The organism is Photobacterium obscurum (assembly GCF_026191635.1).
Taxonomy (GTDB): domain Bacteria; phylum Pseudomonadota; class Gammaproteobacteria; order Enterobacterales; family Vibrionaceae; genus Photobacterium; species Photobacterium obscurum.
This window is the reverse complement of the sequence record NZ_JAKRRW010000004.1, coordinates 251,743-278,733: the sequence shown is the minus strand read 5'-3', so window position 1 is coordinate 278,733 and position 26,991 is coordinate 251,743. Positions and strand designations below refer to the sequence as shown.

Below are 26,991 nucleotides of genomic sequence, written 5' to 3'. Positions count from 1 at the left end.
GTACTCACACAGCATTATCGCTGTAGGCCGTCGAGTTTAAGCCGATAATGCAGAAGGCGTCGCCGGAACAACCAATCCCTGCTCCTGCCCCAAATACATGCTGACATACAGCTCGGCAGACTCTTTCCACTCAAACTTGCACGCCATCGCATTCTGCTGCAGGCGTTTAAACTCTTGTGGCTTTTGGCAGTAAAGCAATAAGCTGCGCTGCAACTTAATCAGCAAGGCTTCAGGAGTCGGGGCATCAAAGATGAAACCTGTTGCGACTTGCGGCGTCTGATCGTAGTCAATCACTGTATCTTTCAGACCACCTACCCCACGGACAATCGGTAATGTGCCATAAGCAAGGCTATACATCTGATTCAAACCACATGGTTCAAATTCCGATGGCATCATAAAGAAATCGGCACCAGCCTCAACACAGTGCGCCAGCGGATTACTATAAGCTTCAACAAATGCGAACTTATCCGGATAGGCTTCACTGATTTCACGTAATGCTGCGGCTAATTTCGGGTCACCGGTTCCAACAACAACAACCTGAACTTCATTAGCCAGAAAATCTTTCAGTACAGGGATCAGGTAATGAATACCTTTCTGCTCCGTCAGACGACATACCATCCCATAAAGAGGCACATCCTCAACCGGTAAATCTACCTGCTGCTGTAAATCACGCTTACAAGCTTTTTTACCGCGAACCAGGCTAACTTTATTGGCCTTAAAGTTCTGTTTGATAAACTGATCTGTTTCCGGATTCCAATCATTATAATCGCAGCCATTCACAATGCCGTAAAGATCGCTGGCACGGTTCTGAAAATCAGCATCCATCCCATGCGAACCTAAATATGTTAATAGCTCAGAGGCATAGTTAGGACTTACTGCACTTACTTTATCAGCGTAGGCGACACCCGCTTTCAGCATACTGATGTGTGAAGGATCAACTTCAGCATTGAGATAACGACGCTGGATCAACTCAGGGATCAGGCTGTACTGATCGTAGTTGAACACGCCCTTAAACACGGCATTGTGGATCGTAATGACACTCTTGGTGTTGGCAAAAAACGCTTTTTCGGCATAACGGGTACGCAGAAGAAACGGTACTAAACCTGTGTGCCAGTCATTACAGTGAACAATATCCGGTTGGAATCCAACCTTTTCACAAAGATCTAACGTCGCCGCACTGAAGAAAGCAAATCGTTCACCATTATCGGCGTAGGCCTGATTATTTTCAGCGTACAGTTCAGGACGGTCAAAATATTCTGGAGCATCAACCGCATAAACAGGAACACTGTCCGATTCAAGTTGTTTAAGACTATAGCGAACAGGTGCCGGTTGTGACTCAACGAAAAGCTCTGTTTCAATCAGCGACGGTACCTGGTGCTGAGATGCCACTTTCTGATAAAACGGCATCACGATACGGACATCATGACCCATTTCCTTCAGTGCCGAGGGGAGCGATTTGGCGACATCTGCCAACCCCCCAGTTTTGACTAACCCTTCTACCTCAGAGGAAACAAACAATATTTTAAGTTTCTTTCCTGATGTAGATTTTTTACTAGTAACCAATTTTTGCTCCTTTCGGGATAACGACAATTCCTTCGTCTGACACATGGTACTTTTTCTTGTCTTCTTCAAGGTTTTCACCAATGACAGTACCAGGTGCTATCTGAACATTTTTATCGATGATAGCACGGCGAATTGAGCAATTTGCACCGATCTTTACATCCCCCAAAATGATAGACTCGCTGATTGTTGTACAGTGATCAACATTCGTACGGAAGCCCAATACTGATTTATACACTTTCGCACCACGAATGTAGCTTCCCGCAGAAATCATACAGTTATTGGTATCGACTTTGCAGTCATCGCTATCCAACAATGTCGCTGGCGGTAATGGTGGATAATAGGTATGTAGCTGCCACTGGCGGTTATACAACGAGAAAGGGGCATCTTCAGACAACAAATCCATATGTGCCTGCCAGTAAGACTCAATCGTACCTACATCACGCCAGTAACCTGTGGTTTTCTCGCCAGGGATAATATTGGTCGTAAAGTCATAGACAAAGACTTTGCCCTGAGGGAACAGTTTGGGGATGACGTCCTTGCCAAAGTCATGGCTCGACTGATCATTTACCGCATCTTCTTCCAGCTCTTTACACAATACGCTGGTTTCAAAGATATAGTTACCCATAGACACAAGAGCGTGCTCAGGATCGCCCGGGATCGATTTCGGGTTGGCTGGTTTTTCTTCAAACCCGACCATACAACCATTCTCATCGACCTCGATAACACCAAATGCACTGGCTTCGCTTAGCGGCATACGTAGCGCTGAGACAGTCAGATCGGCTTTCTTCTCCAAGTGGAAATCAAGCATTTGCTTAACATCCATTTTGTAGATGTGGTCACTACCAAAAATACAAACCTGATCCGGCTCTTCTAATTCAACAAAACGTAGGTTCTGATAAATAGCATCAGCGGTACCATCATACCAACGCTTACCCATTCGCATTTGTGCTGGAATTGGATCAATGAAACGCCCAGTAATACCCGATACGTTCCAGCCCTTTTTCATGTGGACGTAAAGAGACTGAGACTTAAACTGCGTCAACACATAAATTTTCATTAGATCCGCATTAAGAAAGTTATTCAATGCAAAATCAATCAGGCGGTAACTACCACCAAATGGCACAGCAGGCTTAGTACGTGTATCTGTTAGAGGGCGTAAACGAGACCCTTCTCCACCTGCCAAAATCATTCCTAAAACACCAGCCATGGTGTACCTCCTTGTTAGTAAGCAATCAAACACATATATAACACGAAATCATACCCAATGAGAATGCCTTTGCACTGAATCATGATTAATAATTTTCAGAAATATAGCTTTATTACAAAAAGAGGTTTTTCCGTTACATTTATTACTTTATCAACAGCAATACAGCCTTTACTTAACGTTCCTTTGTACTACAAATTGCATTAATCGAAATTTTATATAATTGTCATGTTCCCCCAACCGCCCGTATTTACTAGCTAACCGCGCCTACTCCCCCTGTCCTCCTACCGCCTTTTCCCTGAAATAGCTGAATACTTTTTCACAGCTAACCCGTAGACTTTCCATAGTTTCATTTATGGATGTAAAAAAGATGACGACGAGCTTTTCAACTCATGATTCCCCAAAAGCAACGAATGTAATACTTCATGCTTTTGACTGGCCTTACAGCCGTATCACTGAAAACGCCGAAGCCATTGCCAAGGCTGGCTTCAAAGCGGTATTGGTTTCCCCTCCGATGAAGTCACATAAAACAGCTAACGGTACACCTTGGTGGCAGAGATACCAGCCTCAAGATTACCGGGTGATTGATAATCAATTAGGCAATACTGCAGACTTCAAACGGATGACAGATGCATTAAAATCGCATGAATTACATGCTTATGCCGATATCGTATTCAACCATATGGCCAATGAGTCTGACCTACGTAGCGATCTCAACTACCCCAACTCTGCCATCCTTCAAAGTTACCAAGAGAACGAACAATATTTTGATTCATTAAAATTATTTGGTGAATTATCACAGCCGCTATTTACCGAGCATGATTTTGTTAAAGCATTTCCAATCAAAGACTGGACGGATCCATGGCAGGTACAGCATGGTCGTATCGGTGGAAGCAGTGAAGATGCTGGCTTACCGACACTAAAATACACCGATAGTGTAGTAAAAAAACAACAGGCATATCTCGTTGCACTAAAGCGTTTAGGCATAACGGGGTTCCGGATTGATGCAGCAAAACATATGACTCTCGAACATATTCAGCTGGTATGGACCAAGAGCATCAACGAAGGTACACATATATTTGGCGAAATCATCACAGATGGCGGAGCAACAAAGGAAGAATACGAGGTTTTTCTCAAGCCCTATCTAAAAGGTACTCAGCTCGGAGCCTATGACTTCCCGCTATTTCATTCTCTCTTTGATGTATTTGAAAACAATAGTTCCATGGAAGGGCTGGTCAACCCTTATTCTGTTGGCCAAGCGCTCGCTTTTGATCGAGCAATCACATTTGCCACCACTCATGATATTCCGAACAATGATGTATTTCTTGATCAAGTGATGTCAGAAGAGAATGAAAGGCTGGCCTATTGTTACCTGTTCGGACGGGATGGCGGTGTACCCCTTGTTTATTCCGATTTAGATACCAGCGGTATTACCAATAAAAATGGCAAGCCACGGTGGTTTGATAGCTGGCAAGACCGAGTACTGGTGAAAATGATCCAGTTCCATAACCTTATGCATGGCCAACCGATGCATTGTATTGAACACAGTGAAGACTACTTGATGTTCAGTCGCGGCGATAAAGGCATTGTTGTTATCAACAATGGATCAGTAGAAACAAGCATACAATTGCCCGAGGGAAGATATTCCGACCTACTCGAAATGGAAGGAGTAAAAGTGACTCTGGTGGCAGACAACGGTGGTGAAGGCAAACCAGCAGCTAGTCCATACCAGCTCTCGCTTCCTGCTAAATCCTGCGCCATGTTAATCAAAGACTAGGGTGAAAATAGCAGGGGCGATGACCCCATGTAGCATAATTGAGAGTCACCCCCTAGTTCATTGAATACGACTAGGTTGATAGTGAACAGCTATCAACCTAATCCGTTTCAATATCAAGAATTTTGCCGGTATAGAGATCAATTTCCAGTTCGACCTGGTGACCACTTTTATCTCTGGCTTCAACTTCTAGTTCATTTTCATCCCGTTCGATTTTGATCTTTCTAAAATCGTGGTAACCCTGGTTTTGTAACATTCTCATTGCCTTGGGTACCGTCAACGCATTTGAACTCGTTGCTTCAACCGGATCTGCCTGTGCCGGGGCTACAGCCAATATACTCACCAGAAAAAACCAAGGCGAATTAGCTATTAATAATTTCATACAACTTCCTACCCCAAAATGCTTGATACGTCATCATACCAGAGCAACCAGCATATCTATCACCTAGCTCCGGCGATGATTGTGAATCCGATCACGTAATATGCTTCTAAGTACAATAAAGCTTCTAATAAACAGCATAGCGAGAATGGCTCGACAAATGAGTAAACCAAGTGCATGTTCCCTATAGTGAAACTACCGCTCAACTTTGGACGCTATCCCACAACAGCTAAGCCCTGATAGCCATTTAAGCATATGAGCTAGCTCGATAAAGAGAAGAGGATAAAAGTTAGTATAAACTTTAGTAATTAGACCAACTGAACTTGCACTCCGCCCACTCGAGTGATAATAATTATCATTAACGCCACCTTGGGTTAGGGACAGCTCCATGGAAAAACAAGCACTGCTCTACAATACGTATTTCAAAGCAGAAGATAGATATCTTAACCATCCTGTCGTGCCCGGTTTTGAGCCTGATATTATCATCGATTTTATTCAGTCTGGGCTTAACCTGGCTTCTTTCTACTGTCGTCATTCACCGAATTATAACCCTATCTTACAAGAACTCTTTTTACGTCGCGTTTTCTTTCATCTTGTTGACGCCATTAATCATAAAGGGCATTCGCGCATTTTCCGCCGAATCTGCATTGATCATATTCACTACCCGTTGCTGGCCTTGAAAAAGTATTACAGCCACTTCGCACATGGTGACAAGCAGCTACAGTCATTACAACGTAACCTCTTGCAACTTCACTACAGCTCTGGACTCTGAGGATAAAAACCATGACCTCCCGTTATCGCATTGAAAAAGACAGCATGGGCGATGTTCACGTCCCGGAAGACGCTCTATATCAGGCACAAACTCAGCGCGCAGTTGACAACTTCCCGGTCAGCGGCATCACCATGCCTACTCAGTTCATCATTGCGCTCGCTTTTGTCAAACAAGCTGCGGCACGTAGCAATTTAGAGCTGCAATTACTCGATCATGATGTAGCCCACGCCATCATCGACAGCTGCCAGGAAATCATTGACGGTCAGCATCTGGCGCAATTTCCGATTGATGTATTCCAAACGGGGTCCGGTACCAGCTCGAACATGAATGCCAATGAAGTGATTGCGACCTTAGCTTCAACGAAATGCGGTAAAAGCGTCAGCCCAAATGATCATGTCAATATGGGCCAAAGTAGTAACGATGTTATTCCGACAACCATTCAGGTCAGCGCCGCCCTTGCCTGCCACTTCAAGTTATTTCCGGCGCTAAACCACCTAATAGAGACGATTGATAAGAAGACAGAGCAAGTCGGTCACATCGTGAAAACAGGTAGAACCCATTTGATGGATGCAATGCCCGTAACACTCGGCCAGGAGCTACAGGGCTGGAAAATGCAGCTAGAAATGGCACAGCTTGGTATTACTCATGCGCTGGAGAATGTAACAGCACTGGCACAAGGAGGGACAGCCGTTGGAACAGGGATCAATGCTGAGCCGGAGTTTGCCGCCATATTTGCCAATAACATTTCTGTATCAACAGAAATCAGTTTCTCCTCCAGTGATAATTTTTTCTATAACCTAAGCAGCCAAGATGCCATTGTCGCCTTGTCCGGCCAGCTAAAAACCGCCGCTGTCGCGACCATGAAAATCGCGAATGATTTGCGTTGGATGAATGCAGGGCCTCTCGCGGGACTAGGTGAAATTGAACTGGAAGCTCTGCAGCCTGGTTCATCCATCATGCCAGGGAAAGTCAACCCAGTCATCCCCGAGGCCGCCGCCATGGTTGCGGCTCAGGTTATTGGCAACGATACGACAATCACTATCGGAGGCCAATCGGGTAACTTCCAGCTCAATGTCATGCTGCCGGTGATCGCCCTTAATCTCATCCAGAGTATTGAACTGCTGGCAAGTTCATCATCACTTCTGGCTGACAAAGCTATTGCCAGCTTCACGGTACGCGAAGACAACTTACAGCTAGCACTGGCCAAGAACCCTATTCTAGTCACGGCACTAAATCCGGTTATCGGTTACTTAAAAGCCGCGGAAATAGCCAAAAAAGCCTACAAAGAGCAACGGCCTATTATCGATGTCGCTGAAGAAGAAACGGAACTTAGCCGTACAGAGTTGGAAAAGTTGCTTAACCCAGAAAAATTAACCCAGGGAGGCGTAGCCCACTAAATAGATACCGAGGCGAATCTACGAACTCGATTGCTTTTTCTCATTCTCTGTTTACTACACAAGCGGAGAGTGAGAATTGAAATCCGACAGGCAAGAACTTGAAGCTAAGCCGGCTCCTGTTGATAAGTTAAGTCATGAACCAATTCCGGGTGACCGATATAATAGCCCTGCATATAGTCGACATCCAGTCGCTTCGCCGCTTGATAGCAGCGCTCATCTTCTACGCCTTCAACCAATATTTTGGCATTTAACTCTCGCGCTAATTTTATCGCATCATGCAAGCTATCAGGCTTCCCATCTATATACTCAACCAACAAACTTCTGTCGACTTTTATAATATCGGGATTTACTTGGCGAGCCCGAGTTTCCGAAGAGCCATCAATACCATAGTCATCAATAGCAATTCTGATCCCATGATATTGCATATTCTGCAGCGAATTAATGAGCATTTGATCACTGGAGCAGTGATGCTCAAGAATTTCAAAATAAACCTGATCTATCGATAGCCCTAGCTCGTTAACTCTTGGAATCAACGAATGCTGGGTTAATACCTGGCTATGTGCATCTAGGGCAGCGATGGGGGCCATATTCAGGAATAGTGAACCTACAGACAGGAACCGAGCAAAATTACGTAGATGAATCACCCTCGCCAGACGATCCAGATTAATTCGGTCACTGTCACTCATGATACAGGAAGTAAGAAAAGGCTCAGTTCTTATCTGAGTGCCTCTTTTATCAAAAACACGCAGTAGCGCCTCATATCCAAATCGCTGTCCCGATGAACAAACAATCGGTTGAAATGCGCTTTTCATAATATAGCCGTTGTATGTCGCATTAAAGCTTCCATCACCTAAGGGAATTAGGTGATGTTCAAGTTCGCTCCTTGTCCTTAATATCTTTCCCACTGACTATCCATATTCACTGAGGTTTAACAAGAGGTATTGTTAAACATAAATAATCACAAACACTTTCACAGCCACTATTTAAGAAGTTAGAAAGCAGCTCACAAATTCATTTCGCACTATACAGCAATACCATACTTCGCTGCGTGTCATGGTTGAGACAATATATTGATTTTATCTCCTCCACATTTATACCCAAACTACCTCAAGGTGCTCGTTTTAGCGATAATGACTGGGTGGGCAGATCGGGCCGCGTAGGCAAGGTGCTGATTTGAGGACATAGTAGCTGTACGTTAAAAAGCAGCAATACAGCATGTCAGCCCGCATCAACTGCCTCTAAAAGTACACTAGAATGAAAAAAAAACGTCATAAACCTTATCTAAGCTGTCTCCGCATAATCAAAGAAATGACTAAAGGAAAAGTAGTTTGGCACATAACAATCAGGCAATGAGCAATATTCCATACCTCGCCATTTTCGATCTCGACGAAACCCTTATTGCGGCAGACTCCGCAAGCCTATGGAGCGCATTCATTGTCGAAAAAGGCCTTGCTTCCAACTCGCTGCTGGCTGAAGAGCAGGAGCTGATGAAAGCCTATGTGAAAGGCACTCTGGACATGAATGCTTATATGCAAGCAACGCTCAAACCTATCGCCGGCATGGATAGCATTACGCTTTCCCAACTAGTTGAAGAATTCATAGAGCTAAAGATCAAGCCTGCCTTTTACGCAGACGCTCTAGCGAGAATCCAATGGCACAAGCAACGTGGCGATACAATTCTAATTATTTCAGCAACGGGCGAGCACTTGGTAAAGCCTATTGCCAATATGCTTGGTGCAGATGATGCCATTGCAATTAATTTAGAGCAGATCAACGGCATATTCACTGGAAACACAACAGGCACACTCAGCTATCAACAAGGAAAGGTGGTTAGAATGAAAGCATGGCTAGAAGAACAAAATACCCAGTTTAAAGGCAGTTACGGTTACAGCGACTCCATCAATGATCTGCCTATGCTCGACGCAGTAGACCGCCCGTTTGCCGTCAACCCGGATCCCGCTCTGGCGCTTCATGCTCAGATGCAGGAATGGACTATCATGGACTGGCGTCACGAAAATAATATTCTGCGCTAGCCAGTAAGCCTATACTCAATCGACTCAAAAATATGGGCTTTTGAGTGATATCAGCAAGCCCCATTCACTAGAAAGGCCTCCCCTTTCTAGGTGGTTTAACACTAAAATAGGCTTGCTGGTTACTAATCCCTTATGCCTTAACGATTTCTACACCCTGCTCCATAAGCTCGGCAAGAATCGCTTCGTTGGCGTCCTCACTGGTTACCAAAGCCGATAATTTGTCGCAAGATGCAATAAAATGAGTACCAACCTTATCCAGTTTGCTGGCATCCGCTAAGCCGACGACTTTTTCCGACTGGGCAATCATCACTTTGAGTGTTTGCGCTTCCTCTAGGTTATTAATCATCAAACCGCCACTGGTATGTAAGGCAAAGATTCCAAGGAAGCAGAGGTCAAAATTAATTTCCTGCAGCATCGCATTTGTTGCCGCCCCGACTGACATAATCGCAGGCTTAAAGACACGCCCCCCCACTAAAATAAGCTCAATATTTTCGTGTGAGATCAGCTGAGTCGCAATCAGAGGACTAGGTGTTACTACCGTAAACGGAAAATGACTCGGCAAATTTTGCGCTATGTGCAAGCAGGTAGAGCCAGAATCAATCAACACCGTTTGCCCCGGCTTGATAAATGAAAGCGCCTTGTTGGCTATCGCTTGCTTTGTTGGCTCTACTTCATCTTTTCGATCCCGATAATCGATTAAGTCATGCTGGCACGGCAATGCTCCCCCATGCACCCGGCGAAGCCTTCCCTGCTGTGCCAGGCTATTCAAATCGCGCCTAACCGTATCTTCTGACACCTCAAGCTGCTGACTCAAATCGGCTGCATACACTCGTCCTTGTGCTCGCAGCATCTCTAGTATTCTACTTTGCCGTTCTTCCAGTAACATATTGCCGCTCTCTGCATGTTTTTACGTGATTTTACTGGAATTACGCATAATTTCCAGTTGTAAACGTGCGCGATAGTGCGCTACCATGCATGAATCAAGTTCGCGGATGCTGCTTTTTGCTGGTTTTGGAGTTTTTATGCTAGATATTCAAGCAATCTTATTCGACCTCGATGGAACCCTGATCGATTCAACACCTTGTGTCGAAGCAGTCTGGACCGCGTGGGCGAAGAAACACAATGTGGATAAGGACAGACTGCTATCCGAAGTACATGGCTGCAGAGGGATGGAAATTATCCCAAGATTTAAACCTGAACTAAATGTTCATGCAGAAAATGAACGGTTATTACAGCAGGAAATTATGCATGCTGGCAGTGTCTCGGTTATTCCCGGAGTTAAAGATCTGATAAATTCTTTAGATGGCTTGCCGTGGGGAATTGTTACCATGAGTTCCAAAGAATTAGCGCTAGCCAAACTTGCAGAAACCGGCTTGCCAATTCCAAATATTCTAATTACTGCCGATGATGTTATTAATGGAAAGCCACACCCTGAATCCTACCTCCTTGGCGCGGAAAAACTGGAAGTTGAACCTTCGCAATGTCTAGTATTTGAAGATGCAAAGTCTGGAATCGAAAGTGCCAAAGCGGCAGGCATGGAGGTTGTACAAGTCATGTTCTCAGGTCATACCAATATTCAGCCTCAGATCACAGCCTATGTTCAAGACATGAGCTCAGTCTCGGTACAAGCTGTTAATCAACAATTGAAAATAGTTCTCTAATTTCCAGACACCTCGATAACTAATACCACAGAGCGGCTCTCATGCAACTTCCCTCTTGCCAGAGCTGCTCTTCCTACTATTTGTGATTCAAGTAAGACTGTTTCATGAACTTCTACTATGGCCACACTCGAACTAATCTTATATCTACTTAGGTAAGTCTCCGCTTTTCAACCAACGAATACCAAACTGAATAGTTCATTCAAATAATTTGATGTTGTTGTTCAACTCCCGCGACTTATGTTTAGTGAAATTAAACCTAAAATGAAAGCTATTCAGAATTCAAACAGATTGAACATCAGCGATGAAAAATACACCCCAAAATTATGATTGGCTATCTATTACGCTTCACTGGCTGTCTGCGGTTGTAGTCGTAGGTTTATTTGCCATTGGCTTATGGATGGTTGATCTGAACTATTACTCACAGTGGTATAAGCCTGTTCCACACTGGCATAAATCTGTCGGTCTTTGTTTAGCCCTCGCAACCCTTTTCCGTCTGCTTTGGAAACATTTAAAAGGCCACCCACCAATTGAAGGTGCACGTTGGGAAGTCATGAGCGCCAAACTGGCTCACGGAGTGATTTACCTCATGCTATTTGGGCTATTCTTTTCAGGCTATCTGATTTCAACCGCCGACGGACGTGCAATTGAAGTCTTCAACTGGTTCTCGGTACCAGCTTTGGGGGAAATTTTCCCGAATCAAGCTGATATTGCCGGCGAAATTCACTATTACCTTGCATTCGGCCTTATCGGGCTGGCTGCTCTACACGCACTTGCTGCTTTAAAACATCACTTTATAAATAAAGACAACACGTTAAAAAAAATGTTGGGAGTAAAGTAAACATGAAAAAACATCTATTAGCTCTAGGTCTGTTAACTGCAATTTCAGCACCGTCTATTGCTACAGCAGCAGACTATGCCATTGATACTAAGGGAGCCCACGCTTCTATCAACCTGAAAATCAACCACCTGGGATATAGCTGGATCAAAGGACGCTTCAATACGTTTGAGGGCTCCTTCAGCTATGATCCAATGAACCTATCGAGCTCAAAAGTAAACGTAAACGTCGACACCAGCAGTTTCGATACCAACCATGCTGAGCGTGACAAACACGTACGCAGCGAAGATTTTCTTGATGTGAAGAAATACGCGACGGCAACATTTACCAGCACCAAAGTTACGCCAAAAGGCAACGGTGAAATGGCTATCAATGGCGACCTGACACTTCACGGCCAGACAAAACCGATTACGATTGATGCCCAATTCATTGGCGAAGGAGAAGATCCTTGGGGTGGCTACCGTGCAGGTTTCACCGGTACAACGCGCATCGAACTGAAAGACTTCGGCATTCAAGTTATGGGTCCTGCGAGCTATGCTGATCTGGAGATTCATGTAGAAGGTATTCGTCAGTAAGCACGCCCCCCAAAAACGATCTTGAAGATCCGGCTTTATGCCGGATTTTTTAGTTTTGATTATTATCACGGCAACCACGACAGTTCGTTACGCATATTAACAGATTGAAATATGAACCATGCGCTAGGATGGCAGTCATAATAACGAGCGTGATTACAGTCTGGTAATTACGTTATTGAGAAGGTAAAGAAGAATGACACCACAAGAAAAAGAGCTGATCCAAAACGTCGCCGATAAACTGAAACAAAGCCCAAACAAGGCGAAAGATACGGATGCTGAACACCTGATCAGTCAAGAGATCGGTTCACAACAAGATGCTATTTATAAACTGACCCAGGCGGTACTGGTACAGGAAATGGCGCTTAAAGAGATGAAGCAAAAAAATGAATATCTCGAAAAGTGTGCAGAGCACCACAAATCAGAAGCCAACCGCGGTGCTTTGAGCAAAATGATGGGAGGTAGCCGCCCGGCTCCCCAGCCGCCTCAACCAAGCCACCAGCCAAGTGCATTTGGTAGCTTTATGCAAACTGCGGCTAGCGTTGCCGTCGGTATGGTTGCGGGTAACATGATCAGTAATGCCCTTTTCAACAACGATGATCCTGCTGCTGATGCGATGGCTGCAGCTGACACAGCTCCAGATGCAGCTATCGACGAAGGCTTAGCGTCGGCTGAAGAAAGCGCTGGAGGTTTCCTTGATGATTCATCAAGCTTTGCTTCTGATTACACCGAAAGCACTGGTGGTTTTGGCGATGCCGGGTTCGGCGACTCCGGTTTCGGTGATGCTGGTTTTGGTGACGGTGGCTTCGACGACAGCTTTGCTAATGCTCCATCAGATGATACAGGCTTTGGTGGAGATGACAGCTTCTTCGGTGGTGGCGATGATTTCGGTTTCGGCGACGACGCCTAATCATCAAATTCAGTAAGATAAGTTCAAGGCCACTTTTAAGTGGCCTTATTATTAGCTGCATCTATTGTTTAGATAACTCATCAAGCGGCAACCAATCAACAGTTACACCCGCCTGAATAAACATGTCCTGACTAACCTTAATCTTATCACCCCAGCGAGAAAGAAAATCTTCTGTTTGCTCAGGGCAATGTACTGTCGAAATACCCGTTTGGATGATCTTCGCAGCGCAGTTAGGGCAAGGGAAGTGTGTTACCCAGATATCACAACCCGCCAAGTCACGTTTGGCGAATAAAATTGCATTCTCTTCAGCATGGAGGGTTTTTAGCAGCTTCATCTCACGATCATCGGTATCAGCACTGTCGGAAATACCGTGCGGATAACCATTAAAACCAACCGAAACAATACGATTACCTTCCGTGATCACAGCACCCACTTGTGTTGATGGGTCTTTACTCCAGGAGCCTACCAACTCAGCCATTTGAAAAAAGCGCGTAGCCCACTTAGAAATCATGCTCTTTACCTTTTTTTATCGATATTCGCTATTTTGCAAAACTTAACATCTCTTCTCAAGCGATTATGAGGGGATAAAGGTGAAGTTGATGTTTCTTTGCTTAGATTGGTGGACTATTAACAAAAGCAACAAATAGCAAAACGCGCTTCATTTGCTGTCTGATAATGGGAATTATAAAGAGAGGAAGCTTGGAGCGGGCAGCGGGAATCGAACCCGCATCATCAGCTTGGAAGGCTGAGGTAATAGCCATTATACGATGCCCGCTTAATGAGGTGGCTGGTAGTGATACCAAATCATCTTGCATCGAACTGTATTCATAATGTCAGATTTACTTCCGAAATAAAGTACTGATTTTCAAAACCTGACTCACCTCACAAAAAGGTACAATAGGTGCTTAACAAACAACCACATAGCTATGTATTTCACTTGAGGTAAGCGCTAAAAAACCAAAGCTGGCTAAGTGCCAGCTTTGGTTTAAATAACGAGACTTATTTCGACTTATCCGTAGGGTACTCTCCCTCTTTACCACCCTTTTTCGCCTTATTACTCACTGTCCAATGCTCATTCGGGTCATAGCTCTCATCACAAATGTCTAGCGAAAACCCCATATCAACAATTTCTTTTATTGTCAGGTTATCAGCAAGTTTGGCTATCTCTCCTGATTTATTACGTAATTCCATATCCGCCCACCTCTATCAAATGTCCAAACATCCAAGTGACACCTTAAATATAGTGCTGGCTTTTATATTTGTCTTGCAATTACCTAACATCAAAACAGCCCTGTAAATTACAGGGCTGTTTACTTAGGGAGTATCCCTCAATTATGTTGTGCCATCACTGATATTTACAAGCAGAACACCTTATAAATTGCGGTAGCTTGGTAGGCCACCATCCTCAAACTAGATTAGTTCCCAATGACCACCCGCTTTGCCAGGTTCGTCACCTTTGCTCCACCACTTCGCACGGTAAGTATTCCCATTGTGCGTCGCCTGATCACCGCCGTTATAGACTTTTTCTGCACGCCAATCTTTGACGCTGCCGTCATCAAACTCGGCCCACACAGAGCTACTTCCAGGCTGTTCGCCCTTAGTCCACCACTTCGCAGTATACTTCACACCGTTGTAAGTCACTGAATCACCAGTGTTATAAACTTTATTTGGATCCCAGGTCGTTTCACCCGTGCCGGTATCAGCTTTTACCGTTACAACTACAGTCGCCGAATCTGTGGCCTGGCCATCTGACACTGTCACGACAACATCAACTACGGTATCAACGGTAACCGTTGGGGCGGTAAACGTGATATCAGCTCCTGTCGGTGTATTCACAACGCTACCAGTAGAAGCTGTATACGATAGCGTATCGCCATCAACATCATCAGCAGAAACCACAATCACAACTGGCTGGCCGCTGTCGACGGTGACAGTAGTTGGTGCAGTTAGCTCTGGGGCCGTATTGTCCACTACGCCACTACCTTTTACATTCACAACAACATCTTTGGCTACGCTCTTACGTCCATCACTCACCATTACCGTCACAACGTCCTGCAGATCGGTTGCTGTATTTGGAGCCTGATACGTTACTGTCGCACTACCATCGCCGTTATCGACGACTGTCGCATTGGTTACACTAAACGATAGCGGATCTGTATCAGGATCTGTCGCGGAAACCACAAAGCTAATTACTTGACCGGCATCGGCGGTCTGCGAAGAAGGAACAGCCAGTGCTGGTGGATTATTCGGTACAACATCGGCACTGAATACTCGATCAATCGCCTCAGCCAAAGGTGAGCTCAACTTAGTACATTGCTTAAGCTTACTGCCGTAACTAACGAACGTTCCCTCACACTTAATATCACCGTGTACCTGCCAAACGATCACACCACCAAGTTGGTTATCAACGATGTACTGGGCTTTCTTCTCGATTGCAGGAACGTCATCATAGCTAAGGAAATACTTGCCTTTCACAGCGTAAGGCGCCTCGGCACTGGCATCCCACATATGCTGCCAGCCCGGAGTTTGCATGATGTAGTTATAGTTTGGCTGGCCTTCAAATTCTTTCCAATTATCCAAATCAACCGATGACTCTGTCGGACCGTCTACACTAAAGTTTACGGTTCGCTTGTCGGTCGGAGCACCAACATAAGCAGTCGCTTCGGTCGTTTGAACACCACGGCCATAAAATGCCGCACCAAAGTTAATCTTATCGGAAGGAATACCTTTCGCAGCCATCCAGCTCTTCAAATGGTCAAGGTTCAGGCCTGCAAACTCTTCTTCTGGGTATGGGTAAAGCGGCGCATTATGTCCTGCTACATTCGACCAACCACCATTCAGGTCATAAGTCATCATGTTAAAGTAATCCATTGAGGCTACCAAACGAGGCCAGTTGTAGCCTTCCAGCTTAGCTGTCGATGCTGAGAACGCTGCAGTCAATAGTTTGTTCGGACCAATACGCTCACGGATATCTTCCATCAACTGCTCGAAATTGCCGTAATCTTCTGGATTGCCCTGGAAGTTCATGCCTCCAGTCCCTGGGTATTCCCAGTCAATATCAATGCCGTCAAAACCCAATGCCATCAGCTTGTCTACATCTTCCAAGAATCGGGCCTTTTTAACCGGATCTGCAGCCATTTCAGGGAAGTGCTTAGACATACTCCAACCACCTAAAGAAGCCATGACCTGCACCCCCTTCTGGTGTGCCAAGTCAATCAAACCAGGTGCGCCTCCTGCCTTTTTCAGTGGAATAGGAAACTGTCCTTCAATACCCGTCGGGGTATGAACCCAGCCATTGCCTGATTTGGCAAAGCCTTGCTCTTCTACTTTACGACGCGCTTCCGCTTCCCAAGGTTCAGTACCAGGGAACTGATGAATATATTCCAGCTCACCCCATAAAATATGGAAATCCCAACTTGAGTAAACATCCGGATGAAGCAGCGGGCCTGGCTCTTGAACGGCATTCGGTTGGTAAATACTCTTATTTCTCAAATCCCCACTATGCAGCGTTCCATCTTTGGCAACCCCGAAAAAGGAGAAGTTTAAAATAGAATAGATATCCATATTCACGTTAAGGTGGGTGGCTTCCCCTTTCACGCTAAAGCCTGCATTCGAGCCTTTCCATGCTTCCCATTGAGTGATATAGCCAATCACATTTTTGTCATGCGTCGGGGCCGCATAGACGGTACTTACCATCCCTGTCATTAGCATTGCAGCAACAGCGCCAGCTATTTTGGTAAGGTTCAATCCCTTTTTCATGTTTTACTCCACGTCATGGTTCTTGAAATAATGAGGTACCGACTTATTTATGTGGTTACCACCAGAGCACGATTGTTTTCGGCGTTTTTCAAGGCCTGATGAATCATCAAACGCTTAACATAAAATTCAACAGATTTAAGTCCTGAAAAATACCTTCGCAATGTGTATGAGGTAAGTGTTAGTGATGTTTTTTTGTTTCGCGAAAATATTTGGAAAACTTCAAAAACATCTCAATAAAACATGTAACAAACTTGTAAATAGCGGCAAAAACAACCAAGATTGATTCCAATTCACCAGTCAAAAAGACAACCTGGAAGGAATTAAAGCATAGAATATTCAATAGGGAAAATAAGTCAGAAGGTTGTGTTCAGTCGCCAGATTCGGGCTGTATACAGACATCAATCCCATACAAATTAGGATTCACCTGATAAGTTGTTATTTTCCTATACCAAGATCAATAAATAATCATAAAGTCAATAACATCAATTCCTATTAAACTGGCAAAAAGTTACTATATTGGATATGTACTTAACGTCTTTTATTACGCGCAAACAGGGATTGAATAATGATCAAAACTGCAACTAATCAATCTCAGGGCATGCTGCTTTTTCAACTGACAGCACTTCAGTCATTCGCAATTGGTACTCTGAAGGTCAAAGAAATTGTTCCTTATACTCCTTTGACAGCTATCCCGCATTCACACCCAACAGTGTTAGGAGCAGCCAGTCTCCGAGGTGATACGTTACCTATCATTGATATGGCGAAAGCGGTTGGCTACCCACCACTAACCAAAGATGAGCTAAAAGACTGCTACATCATTATTACCGATTGCAGACGTAAGCTTGTCGGTTTCTTAGTCCGTGGGATCAATAAAATTACGGAATGTAACTGGCATAACATTGATGCGCCACCGAGCGCTCTGGGAAGTAATGTTTTTGTCACCGGAGTCATGACCGTTGAAGACAAACTTGTTCAATTACTTGATGTTGAACTATTACTATCAAAAGTGTTTCCGGATACTCCGGATAGCCTGCACCCCGTGCTAACAGACGTTCAACGTGAAATTCTTCGACCGCTAAAAATTTTGCTGGTCGACGATTCCGCCGTTGCCCGCCGCCAGTTATCGCAGGCTCTCGACAGTATCAGTATTCCCTATTTCATTGCGACGAATGGCCATGATGCGTTAAATATGCTCCAGCATGCTGCTGACGTTGGCTCTCCATTCGATATTCTGGTCAGTGATATTGAAATGCCGGGGCTCGATGGCTATGAATTGGCGTTCGAAGTCCAAAATAGCAGCAATATGAATCATGCCTATATCATTCTTCACACTTCACTCTCAAGTGAAATCAGTGTCTCCCAGGCTCACCAGGTTGGGGCGCACGAGGCACTAACAAAGTTTGAAGCTAACGAATTGATCCATGCAATGTTACGAGGTGCTGAACAGATCAGTACAGTCTCTTGATTTCATCATATCTATTGAGAGTGTGATTGACAGAGCTACACCGTAGGCAGAACCTTATTTGGGCAGACAATCAGCCCGAGTCCCCCCAGAGAGTCCCCTGTAAGCCCACAGTTATGTGGGCTTATACCAATTAGCATAAGTGTTTGATCATTCTTGGCAGTCGGTATTAAAGCGCTTCAAGTCATCGACCGTCTCTAGGCACTCTAGGATCGGCGCAAGTAATAGTTCACTCAGATCGAGTCCATTTGAAGGGTGAGGAATTGAGTTCGCTGTTATTAATTGAGAGATACCTTTTTTCATAAGTTGCTGTTCAGCATCTTCAACAAAGATTCCGTGGATCGCAGCGCACAAAATCTGTTCGATACCTTGCTTTTGAAGCGAGTCGATACATTTCATTACCGTTTGTCCGCTAGAAATCACATCATCAACAATAACTGCCGTCCGTGCTTTCCACGCAGCCAAGTCTGGTAAAGAGACCACAACATCACGATCACCTCGGCGCAGTTTCTCTCCCACAACATAAGGGTGCCCACTTTGCTCTGCCACTTGAGACACCCACTGTTGACTTTCCGCATCAGGGCCAACCAATAATATTTCCGATTGGTCTTCCAGCCATTGGGCTAATAATGGTGCCCCGTGAATCACCCTATATGGAATGGAATATATCTCACTCAAAGCATGATAGCGATGGAGATGCGGATCAACGGTCACTAGCCAGTCGACATACTGCGACAATAGACAGGCAAATGTCTTCGAAGTCACCGCTTCTCCAGCGGCAAAACGCTTATCCTGACGCATATAGCTCAAGTAGGGAGCCACGAGCCCAACAGAAGCCGCCCCCAACTCACGCAAGGTATCAACCAGAAAAAGCAGTGGTAATATTTTTTTATCCGGGTACGAAAGATCGGCTAACACCATACAGTGGCGCCCCTGAACGTCGGTCTCAATACGTAAATAGGACTCGCCATCAGGAAAGTGGCGATAGCTGTGATGCCCGGGTATTGCTGGCAGTTTCTCACACAAAGTGTTGTGAAGTGGGTGAGGTTCGAGGGAAAACAAAACTGTACTTACTAAGGTAGTGTGCATGATCACTCTCCGATCTCAAACATATTGGCGTTGTCACGGTAATAAGACAGTGCGTAATCGCGCTCACCTAAGCTCTCGGTATATAGCGTAAACAAAGGTGCCGCCTGTTTGACTGTGTCACCGACATTAACGTGTAAACGAAGTCCAGCACAGGCCTCTCCCGGTGCTCCTGCTAACTTAGCCAAACGTGCCAATCGTCGGTTATCAATATTACATATTGTTCCGCTATGCTGGGCGTATTGGATACTACGATGCTTGGCAACTGGCAGAGGCTTGAATCCGCCTTGCTCGGCAACAATGCGCTGGAACTGCTGCCAGGCCTTTCCGCTATCAAGCAAGTAAATCGCAGTACTCATCGCTTCTTTGATACCTTGATCACCGGCAAAGTCCAACAGCTGAGCAGCTAGATTCAACGCCCGCTGGCGAAGATCTTTAGGGGCATCGTCATGTGAATTAAGAACAGCCAATACATCCCGTATTTCCTCGACGGGCCCAATCCCCCTACCAACAGGGCGGCTGCCATCGCTGATAATACAGCGCACCTCAATGTCCAGCGCACATCCAACCCGGTTGAACAGAGCAGCAATACGCTCTGCATCCTGCTGAGTTCGTACTTTGGCGGTATCTCCTACCGGAATATCAATCAGTACATGGGTTGATCCGGCAGCAATCTTTTTCGATAGCACCGAGGCAATCAGCTGTCCCTCACCATCGAGCTCTAATGCTCGCTCGACACGGATCAAGACCTCATCGACAGGGCTGAGATTCACGGCTCCTCCCCATGCCAGACAGGCACCGGTTTTCGCAACAACCGTTTGGATTTCATCCAGATTTAAATCAATATTGGTGAGTGTTTCCATCACATCGGCGGTACCTGCCGGCGAAGTGATAGCACGAGAAGACGTTTTGGGGATAACCAGCCCAGCAGCACTCACAATCGCAACCACCAATGGTGTGGTGCGGTTACCGGGCAAGCCTCCGATACAATGCTTGTCAAAAATCCGCTCATGTCCCGGCCAGCTAAGGCGCTTGCCGCAATCAACCATTGCCCTCGTAAGTGAAATAACCTCATCGCAACTCAGCCTATCCCCAACGCAGACACTTAAAAAACTGGCAATTTCGATATCGCTGTAACGGTGGGTATTGATATCAGCAATAACGGATCTGATTTCAACATCGCTAAGTTCATGGCCGTAAATCTTTTTCCGTACCGCACTCACTGATGAGATCAGGGGGACATGCTTAATCCGCACTCTATCGCCGGTAGCAACCCCTAGGCGTTTAAATGCCACAAACGAAAAACCGATATGATGCTGAGGTAATACATATTGCTCAACGACATTCAACGTTGCTATCAGTTGCCGGCCACCAAATTCAACAGTCACGCGGGAATTTGCAGTAAAACCTTCGGCACGACAAATATGACAGTCGCTGCGCATGTATACGACAGGCTCCTGATGGGTATCGATGCCCATATCCATGGCAATTAGTTGATGTTTTTTTCCCATAACTCATCCCTTGGGTTATTTATTTATCGTAATCAACAGTACGTCATCAATACAGAAATAAGGGCTATCTTTCTCCTCAAATACATCACCAACTCGCCCCAACAACTACTATCAATAGTATCAGCTCAAATACAAGCAATGTGGGCGAAGATCGAATTTCCCTATATTGTTTTACCCTCTCTTCGTCTCCATAACTGGCTCTATCAGCAATAAATATGATGTGTTCTGAACTATATTTGTATGGTCGATTTCATTTTCTCCGTATCACAACTACTTAGAAAAGGGACAACATGAAAAGCAGGAAAAAGTTAACTACAACGATGACATTGCCATTAGCTCTTTTAGCAACACTTGCATATGCTGAGACCGACTGGCAGGGTGGCATCATGGGAATGATGGGTGGCCCAGGGATGATGTATGGCGGCTGTATGATGGGTACAACCCCGAGTCAGAGGCACCATGGCATGATGCATGGTCGTGGAGCGGCGGGAGGAGGCTGGAATATCAGTGGAATGCAAACGCAATTACAAACACTAGAGAGCCAACTACAACTCAATAAACAACAGCAAACGCAATGGGACAAGTTTGTAACGGTCGTCGAAAATAATGCAACGGCAATGCTTGAACACCACCAGCAGATGTTTACATATTTTCAGAATAACCAATCGCTAACGCTTCCTGCTCGGCTTGAACATCATACGAAGATGATGGGAGAGCGATACGCAAGTATGACAGGTTATACAACGGCGCTTTTAAAGCTTTATCAGAGCCTGAAACCACATCAGCGCAAGATATTAGATCAGAGCATGTTCATGGGATGTTTTTAATCATCAAAGGAAGCCTCTCATGGGTGACTATATTCTACTGACTCTTGATTTTTTATCTGCGTTATTCATCTTTATCCTCGGACTCGGGGTGCTAATAATCATCTACATGTACATCGTAGATATCAGACAGCACAAGCAAGCCATTCGTCATAATTACCCAGTGATCGGTAGGTTTCGCTATATCCTTGAAAAACAAGGGGAGTTTTTCAGGCAGTACTTCTTTGCTATGGACAGAGAGGAGATGCCTTTCAACCGAGCCGAACGTAGCTGGGTATATAAGGCCGCCAAAAATGTGGATCGTACCATTGCGTTTGGCTCAACCCGTAGCTTAGATCCGACTGGTACAATTATGTTTATGAATTGTGCTTTCCCTACGTTAGAGGAAGATGCGGTCACTCCCGCGGCTGTTACTATCGGCGAAAACTGTCGCTATCCCTATACCACCAGCTCAATTTTCAATATTTCCGGGATGAGTTTCGGCGCCATATCTAAACCTGCAGTCAGAGCACTTTCAAACGGAGCACGCCTTGCCGGCTGCTGGTTGAATACCGGTGAAGGCGGTTTAAGTCCCTACCACCTTGAGGGAAAAGCTGATCTGGTTTTTCAAATTGGAACGGCTAAATATGGGGTTCGCGATGAACATGGAGAACTAAGTGCAGAAAAACTAAAAGAGATTGCTGCCTACCCTGAAGTAAAAATGTTTGAAATTAAAATCAGCCAGGGCGCGAAGCCGGGCAAGGGAGGCATGTTACCGGGTAAAAAAGTCACTGCCGAAATCGCTAAAATACGAGGTATACCTCAAGGGCAGGATTCCATCAGTCCAAACGGTCACAAAGACATTCGAACTGTTGGTGCCCTCCTTGACAAAATTGCCTTTATTCGCAAAATCACAGGAAAACCTGTCGGGTTCAAGGCTGTATTTGGCTCCTTGAACTGGTTTCAGCAACTGCTAAACGAAATTGAACGTCGAGGCATAGAAAGTGCGCCTGACTTTATCACTATCGACAGTGCCGATGGCGGTACAGGTGCGGCTCCACAACCCCTTATGGACTATGTCGGGTTACCACTCAAAGAAAGCTTGCCACTAGTAGTCGGATTACTGGAAGAAAGGCAGCTGAAAGAACGCATCAAAATTATCGCTTCAGGGAAGCTTATTACTCCTTCAAAAGTGGCCTGGGCCATCGCCCTTGGTGCAGACTTTGTGGTATCTGCTAGAGGACATATGTTCGCACTTGGATGCATCCAGGCACTACAATGCAATAAAGACACCTGCCCGACAGGAATCACCACTCACAATAAACGGCTACAACAAGGACTGAACGTAAAAGACAAAACGCAACGAGTTGCGAACTATAACAAATACATACATTATGGTATCGGCCTTATTGCCCATTCCTGCGGCCTCAGCAACGTCAGGCAATTGAACAAATCGCACATCAGGATCGTTACTGAAAACGGTTTATCCATCGCATTAGAAAAACTCTATGAAAATCATAGATAATGTGGATGCAATTTTACGGTACTCTGACAAAACAATATTATGTCATGGCAAAGTAACATCACGACATGACAATAATATTTATAGACTTCCAATGATTAAGCGCGCTATCTCTATTCTTCTCCTCCTTGGCACTTCAATGTCCGCTATGGCATCACCTGAGCTAATATCTCCATCTGAAATACAGTATGGGCAGTTTGAGCTCATTGAGACGGTCGAAATCAATGGTGATATTAACGACAGTTTACTGCGCCTCGTTGATAGTTCACTGAAAAACAAAAACAATGATTTTTATGTCATTCAGGATATTTCAGAAGATACTCGCGCAGATACCCTCACTGTCGTCATTAATCTGTATAACCAAAGACCAAGCTTTATTCTAGAGCAAGCCCCTGCGTAAGAGTCACATGTAGAGCCAGTACATAATACCCAAGCGACCTCAAGGTGCTTGGGTACAAGCCTATACGTTCTTCGTAACTGAACGGTTAGATGTCGACAAGTATTTCTCCACTATTTTCGCCAACACTTTTTGGCTAACAGGTTTCGAAACAAACTCATCCATACCTGAGGCATAGCACTTCTCTTGTTCATCTTTCACAGCATTCGCTGTTAGCGCAATGATTGGCGTTCTCTGCCCTTCAGACTCTAAATCTCGAATAGCCTCTGTGGCAGCAAAGCCATCAAGAACTGGCATTTGGCAATCCATGAAAATCAGGTCAAAGTGACTCTCTTGAAACTTGGAGACTGCAATCTGGCCATTTTCTGCAATCGCAACAGTTGCCCCCAGTTTCTCCAGCATCATTTGAGCGACTTTCTGATTTACAAGCGTATCTTCAACCACCAGGATCCTGGCCTTAGTAATAGCATTCTGCTGCTCTTCTACAGCGCACGATTCAAACGATGATTGAGATTTAAACGGTGTTTGTTTTATCGACTGAAAATAATCCTCAGGCTTTGTCTGTTTCGGCAAAATTTGATTGTTTTCAAATGTCGTCGTGGAAGCTGGCTCATCAACTCTCCCAGCAACATCAAGGTCACTTGTTTGCATAACCTGCTGAACAGCCCACTTCAAATTACTTTCTTTATAAGGCCTTGCCAAATATGACCGAATACCAGTCTGCTTGGCTCTTTCTTCATCTCCGGCTTCAGGCCCGGCAGAGATCATCATCATCTTAGGGCAGCGCTCTGCGAACTGTATTTTGAGTTGCCTTGCCAATTCAAATCCATTTATCTCCGGCATAATCTTATCTAGAACGACAAGATCAAACGGCTTTTTATTACTAATCGCCTGCAACACAAAATCCGCGGCATTAGATGCATTTTCACAACAGACAGATTTTGCACCAAAATTACTTAACTGCGCCGAAGTGATCCTCATATTAAGCACACTGTCATCAACTAGTAGCACAGAAAGGTCAGATAGCAGCTTTTTATCTTCTCCTGTGGCCATCGGAAGAATATTTTTTTTCAAAGAAATACTAAAAAAGAAAGAGCTGCCCTTCCCTGGTTCACTTTCAAGCTGCAACTCCCCGCCCATCAGGCCAACAATTTCTCGACATATCGCTAAACCAAGACCCGTCCCACCATATTTTCTCGTTGTACTGCCGTCTGCTTGCTGAAATTTATCAAAAATCGCGCCATGCATTTCGCGCGGTACACCAATACCACTGTCTGTAACCTCAAATCGCAGCGTGACTGAACGGTGATCCTCTGCTTCACGTTGAATATGGAGATGAACATATCCGCTATTCGTAAATTTAATGGCATTACTGACAAGGTTATTAAGTACTTGACGTATTTTAGTCGCATCTCCCAACAGCATTGGGCTGATACTTCGATCAATAATGCACTGAAACTGTAATTTTTTCTCTGCTGCTCTGACTAAAAAAACAGATTCAACTTCTTTGTTCAGCTCGAACACGTTCAAAAGGTTATGCTCAAGTTCAAGACGACCCGCTTCGATTTTTGAAAAGTCCAAAATATCGTTAATAAGATCAAGAAGCGAAAGTGAAGAGGTATTGAGCATATTCACATACTCTTTCTGCTCTTCTGACATCTCCATCTCTTTCATAAGTGAAGACAGGCCGATAATACCATTCATAGGTGTTCGAATTTCATGGCTCATATTAGCCAAAAACTCACTTTTCTTACGATTGGCCTCTTCCGCATACTCTCTTGCTTCTTCCAATTGACAGTAATGTTCACGTATTTGTCCCACAGAATGGTTATAGCGATAAGTAAGTATGGATATTTCATCCTCGCACCAGCGCTTCTCAAGGTGGATAGGTAGCGGCACCTTTTCAGAATCAAACTCCGTCACACGCTTCGACATTTGTGTAAGAGGGTGAACAACCAATCGATAAGTAATGAGTATAATGAAAATGGCAATAAGGAATGTCTGGACAGCCTGAGTCATCAGCAGAATGATAAATTTGTCTATTAACCCCTGGTAGACAAGGTACAAGTCTGACTGAACAGTAAGAGTCGCCAAATGGAACTCTTTATCACCAAGCTTATATTCCATGTCCCAAGACTTCTCATAGACATGTTTAGAGAGTTCAGAACCAATTCTTATGATAGTTCCTTCATTATCACTAATCGATAGATAATGAACACCAGGCAAGTGCATAATTCCTTCAGCCTGAACAGCCAACTGTTCTCTGTCTTCAACCCATAAACTCGAAATTAAACTTGATAAGTAGCTTTCCTCAATCTGAACAAAGCGCTCGTCAATACTTGCCAAATCGGCTTTGTAGTCGAGATATAAATTCAAGCAGGTAGAAAAAAGGGTAAATAGCGAGCTTACTAACAATATTGATATTACTAGTTGCTTTGCTATACCCATTTTCCTATTTGGTCTGATTTCCTGATACGTTTTATTCATCCTTAAACTCGCATCTTATCCTTCTTCTACTAACATAATAGTAGTATCTTCATCAGGATAGGTAAGGTAAGGACACAAAATGAATAAAATATTAGCTATTTCGACCACATTAACGTTAGCTTGCTCAAGCTTTGCAGCAAATTCTGAGACGATAAACTATTATGTGATTGCTAAACAGGCATCACCTTTTCAAATTGAAAATGGCGCAGATCAGCATAGCGGTATTGTAACAGATATCGTCAAAGCCATTTTCAAAGATAGCCAATACGATATTGATTATCATACCTATCCTTTCAACAGAATGATCTCATTACTAGAGGCCGGAGGAAAACCCAATTGGATAACTTATGGTAGCCCTGGCTGGGGCAGTGTACAGGCAGAAAACTTATCTGACACGCCGATTTACAACGTAAAGCACGTGCTGGTGAGCAGCAAAAAAAACGCCTTTGACTTCAATTCAATGGACGATATGTCAGACAGAGTTGTCGTACTTCTGCATGGCTTTGACTATCCGCAACTGCTCCCATTCTTTCAAACAGGTAATGTGGAAGAATTACGGGTGAAAGATTATAGTGCAGCATTTCGAGTAATTAAAAAACTACCGGGTGATACCGCCTTTGTAGAAATGGAATCTCGAGTAAAATATAATTTATCAAAGCAGAATCAAGACATAGCAAATTATAATATTCAGCCTTTTAACTCGGTTATTCCTGACTATCCAATTTATCTTGCTTTTGATCCTAGTATGGATAAAAATGTGCAAGCATTTATAAACTCCAGACTTAAAGAACTAAAAACATCTGGTCAAATCGACCATATCGTTAAAAAATACTTTTAAACTAAACAAACATTAGAATAAAAACG

The 26,991-nt window shown here is 44.5% G+C and carries 24 protein-coding genes and 1 tRNA gene; 13 read left to right on the top strand and 12 right to left on the bottom strand.

Features of this window, described 5'->3' with window-relative positions:
- Window positions 1–36: 36 nt before the first annotated feature.
- Together glgA and glgC are read right to left on the bottom strand one after the other, a co-directional pair.
- Window positions 37–1,608 carry a glycogen synthase GlgA gene (glgA, locus tag MD588_RS07405; protein ID WP_407676555.1) on the bottom strand — a complete coding sequence of 524 codons (1,572 nt, stop codon included), beginning with the start codon at window positions 1,606–1,608 and terminating at the stop codon, window positions 37–39.
- Window positions 1,553–2,770 carry a glucose-1-phosphate adenylyltransferase gene (gene glgC / locus MD588_RS07400; protein ID WP_265696417.1) on the bottom strand — a complete coding sequence of 406 codons (1,218 nt, stop codon included), beginning with the start codon at window positions 2,768–2,770 and terminating at the stop codon, window positions 1,553–1,555. The genes glgA and glgC overlap by 56 nt, the downstream gene beginning before the upstream one ends.
- Before the next feature lie 367 nt (window positions 2,771–3,137).
- Between glgC and MD588_RS07395 the strand changes: the two genes are divergently transcribed.
- Entirely contained in the window at window positions 3,138–4,544 is a 1,407-nt protein-coding gene (locus MD588_RS07395) for an alpha-amylase family glycosyl hydrolase (protein WP_265696416.1), read from the top strand.
- Window positions 4,545–4,641: 97 nt separating this feature from the next.
- Here the strand turns inward: MD588_RS07395 and MD588_RS07390 are convergent, their stop codons facing one another.
- The gene (locus MD588_RS07390; RefSeq protein WP_265696414.1) at window positions 4,642–4,923 is read right to left on the bottom strand and encodes a PepSY domain-containing protein; all 282 of its coding nucleotides are present in this window, start codon (window positions 4,921–4,923) and stop codon (window positions 4,642–4,644) included.
- 385 nt (window positions 4,924–5,308) lie between these two features.
- Here MD588_RS07390 and MD588_RS07385 point away from each other — a divergent pair, with 385 nt between their 5' ends.
- Window positions 5,309–5,692 carry a hypothetical protein gene (locus MD588_RS07385; protein WP_265696413.1) on the top strand — a complete coding sequence of 128 codons (384 nt, stop codon included), beginning with the start codon at window positions 5,309–5,311 and terminating at the stop codon, window positions 5,690–5,692.
- 11 nt (window positions 5,693–5,703) lie between these two features.
- Window positions 5,704–7,089, top strand: coding sequence for a class II fumarate hydratase (locus MD588_RS07380; RefSeq protein ID WP_265696412.1), 1,386 nt, complete (start codon window positions 5,704–5,706; stop codon window positions 7,087–7,089).
- Between the two features lie 104 nt (window positions 7,090–7,193).
- On the opposite strand, the gene MD588_RS07375 is transcribed toward MD588_RS07380, so the two are convergent.
- Complete coding sequence (locus tag MD588_RS07375) at window positions 7,194–7,901, bottom strand: EAL domain-containing protein (protein WP_265696411.1); 708 nt, start codon at window positions 7,899–7,901, stop codon at window positions 7,194–7,196.
- Between the two features lie 516 nt (window positions 7,902–8,417).
- On the opposite strand from MD588_RS07375, the gene MD588_RS07370 reads away from it, so the two are divergent.
- On the top strand, window positions 8,418–9,122 hold the full coding sequence (locus MD588_RS07370; protein ID WP_265696410.1) for an HAD family hydrolase: 705 nt from the start codon (window positions 8,418–8,420) through the stop codon (window positions 9,120–9,122).
- A 130-nt stretch (window positions 9,123–9,252) separates the two neighbouring features.
- Here the strand turns inward: MD588_RS07370 and MD588_RS07365 are convergent, their stop codons facing one another.
- The gene (locus tag MD588_RS07365; protein WP_265696409.1) at window positions 9,253–10,008 is read right to left on the bottom strand and encodes a DeoR/GlpR family DNA-binding transcription regulator; all 756 of its coding nucleotides are present in this window, start codon (window positions 10,006–10,008) and stop codon (window positions 9,253–9,255) included.
- A 136-nt stretch (window positions 10,009–10,144) separates the two neighbouring features.
- Here MD588_RS07365 and MD588_RS07360 point away from each other — a divergent pair, with 136 nt between their 5' ends.
- The 4 genes from MD588_RS07360 to MD588_RS07345 all read left to right on the top strand — a co-directional run bounded on the left by MD588_RS07360 (window position 10,145) and on the right by MD588_RS07345 (window position 13,100).
- Entirely contained in the window at window positions 10,145–10,783 is a 639-nt protein-coding gene (locus MD588_RS07360; protein WP_265696408.1) for an HAD-IA family hydrolase, read from the top strand.
- Window positions 10,784–11,084: 301 nt separating this feature from the next.
- Entirely contained in the window at window positions 11,085–11,621 is a 537-nt protein-coding gene (locus MD588_RS07355; protein ID WP_265696407.1) for a cytochrome b, read from the top strand.
- Between the two features lie 2 nt (window positions 11,622–11,623).
- Window positions 11,624–12,193 carry a YceI family protein gene (locus tag MD588_RS07350; protein ID WP_265696406.1) on the top strand — a complete coding sequence of 190 codons (570 nt, stop codon included), beginning with the start codon at window positions 11,624–11,626 and terminating at the stop codon, window positions 12,191–12,193.
- 193 nt (window positions 12,194–12,386) lie between these two features.
- Window positions 12,387–13,100: a DUF2076 domain-containing protein gene (locus MD588_RS07345; protein ID WP_265696405.1), complete on the top strand. Its 714-nt coding sequence runs from the start codon at window positions 12,387–12,389 to the stop codon at window positions 13,098–13,100.
- A 61-nt stretch (window positions 13,101–13,161) separates the two neighbouring features.
- Here the strand turns inward: MD588_RS07345 and MD588_RS07340 are convergent, their stop codons facing one another.
- From MD588_RS07340 to MD588_RS07325, 4 genes are all read right to left on the bottom strand, one after another.
- Complete coding sequence (locus MD588_RS07340) at window positions 13,162–13,611, bottom strand: dCMP deaminase family protein (protein WP_265696404.1); 450 nt, start codon at window positions 13,609–13,611, stop codon at window positions 13,162–13,164.
- 189 nt (window positions 13,612–13,800) lie between these two features.
- Window positions 13,801–13,875, bottom strand: a tRNA-Gly gene (locus MD588_RS07335).
- A 224-nt stretch (window positions 13,876–14,099) separates the two neighbouring features.
- Window positions 14,100–14,291, bottom strand: a complete 192-nt coding sequence (locus MD588_RS07330; protein ID WP_265696403.1) for a hypothetical protein — start codon at window positions 14,289–14,291, stop codon at window positions 14,100–14,102.
- 219 nt (window positions 14,292–14,510) lie between these two features.
- The gene (locus MD588_RS07325) at window positions 14,511–16,859 is read right to left on the bottom strand and encodes a glycosyl hydrolase family 18 protein (protein WP_265696402.1); all 2,349 of its coding nucleotides are present in this window, start codon (window positions 16,857–16,859) and stop codon (window positions 14,511–14,513) included.
- A gap of 565 nt (window positions 16,860–17,424) precedes the next feature.
- Here MD588_RS07325 and MD588_RS07320 point away from each other — a divergent pair.
- Entirely contained in the window at window positions 17,425–18,324 is a 900-nt protein-coding gene (locus tag MD588_RS07320) for a chemotaxis protein (protein ID WP_265696401.1), read from the top strand.
- Between the two features lie 147 nt (window positions 18,325–18,471).
- Here the strand turns inward: MD588_RS07320 and MD588_RS07315 are convergent, their stop codons facing one another.
- A complete protein-coding gene (locus MD588_RS07315; protein WP_265696400.1) occupies window positions 18,472–19,410 on the bottom strand; it encodes a ribose-phosphate diphosphokinase in 939 nt (312 codons plus the stop codon).
- A gap of 2 nt (window positions 19,411–19,412) precedes the next feature.
- Window positions 19,413–20,918: a thymidine phosphorylase family protein gene (locus MD588_RS07310; RefSeq protein WP_265696399.1), complete on the bottom strand. Its 1,506-nt coding sequence runs from the start codon at window positions 20,916–20,918 to the stop codon at window positions 19,413–19,415.
- A 290-nt stretch (window positions 20,919–21,208) separates the two neighbouring features.
- Between MD588_RS07310 and MD588_RS07305 the strand changes: the two genes are divergently transcribed.
- The 3 genes from MD588_RS07305 to MD588_RS07295 are packed head-to-tail and all read left to right on the top strand — an operon-like array spanning window position 21,209 to window position 23,643.
- Complete coding sequence (locus tag MD588_RS07305; RefSeq protein ID WP_265696398.1) at window positions 21,209–21,745, top strand: Spy/CpxP family protein refolding chaperone; 537 nt, start codon at window positions 21,209–21,211, stop codon at window positions 21,743–21,745.
- A gap of 19 nt (window positions 21,746–21,764) precedes the next feature.
- Window positions 21,765–23,246: an FMN-binding glutamate synthase family protein gene (locus MD588_RS07300; RefSeq protein WP_265696397.1), complete on the top strand. Its 1,482-nt coding sequence runs from the start codon at window positions 21,765–21,767 to the stop codon at window positions 23,244–23,246.
- The gene (locus MD588_RS07295; protein ID WP_265696396.1) at window positions 23,230–23,643 is read left to right on the top strand and encodes a hypothetical protein; all 414 of its coding nucleotides are present in this window, start codon (window positions 23,230–23,232) and stop codon (window positions 23,641–23,643) included. The genes MD588_RS07300 and MD588_RS07295 overlap by 17 nt, the downstream gene beginning before the upstream one ends.
- 60 nt (window positions 23,644–23,703) lie before the next feature.
- Here MD588_RS07295 and MD588_RS07290 read toward each other — a convergent pair whose 3' ends face one another.
- Window positions 23,704–26,127 carry a response regulator gene (locus MD588_RS07290; RefSeq protein ID WP_265696395.1) on the bottom strand — a complete coding sequence of 808 codons (2,424 nt, stop codon included), beginning with the start codon at window positions 26,125–26,127 and terminating at the stop codon, window positions 23,704–23,706.
- A 79-nt stretch (window positions 26,128–26,206) separates the two neighbouring features.
- On the opposite strand from MD588_RS07290, the gene MD588_RS07285 reads away from it, so the two are divergent.
- On the top strand, window positions 26,207–26,965 hold the full coding sequence (locus MD588_RS07285; protein WP_265696394.1) for a substrate-binding periplasmic protein: 759 nt from the start codon (window positions 26,207–26,209) through the stop codon (window positions 26,963–26,965).
- Window positions 26,966–26,991 lie beyond the last annotated feature (26 nt).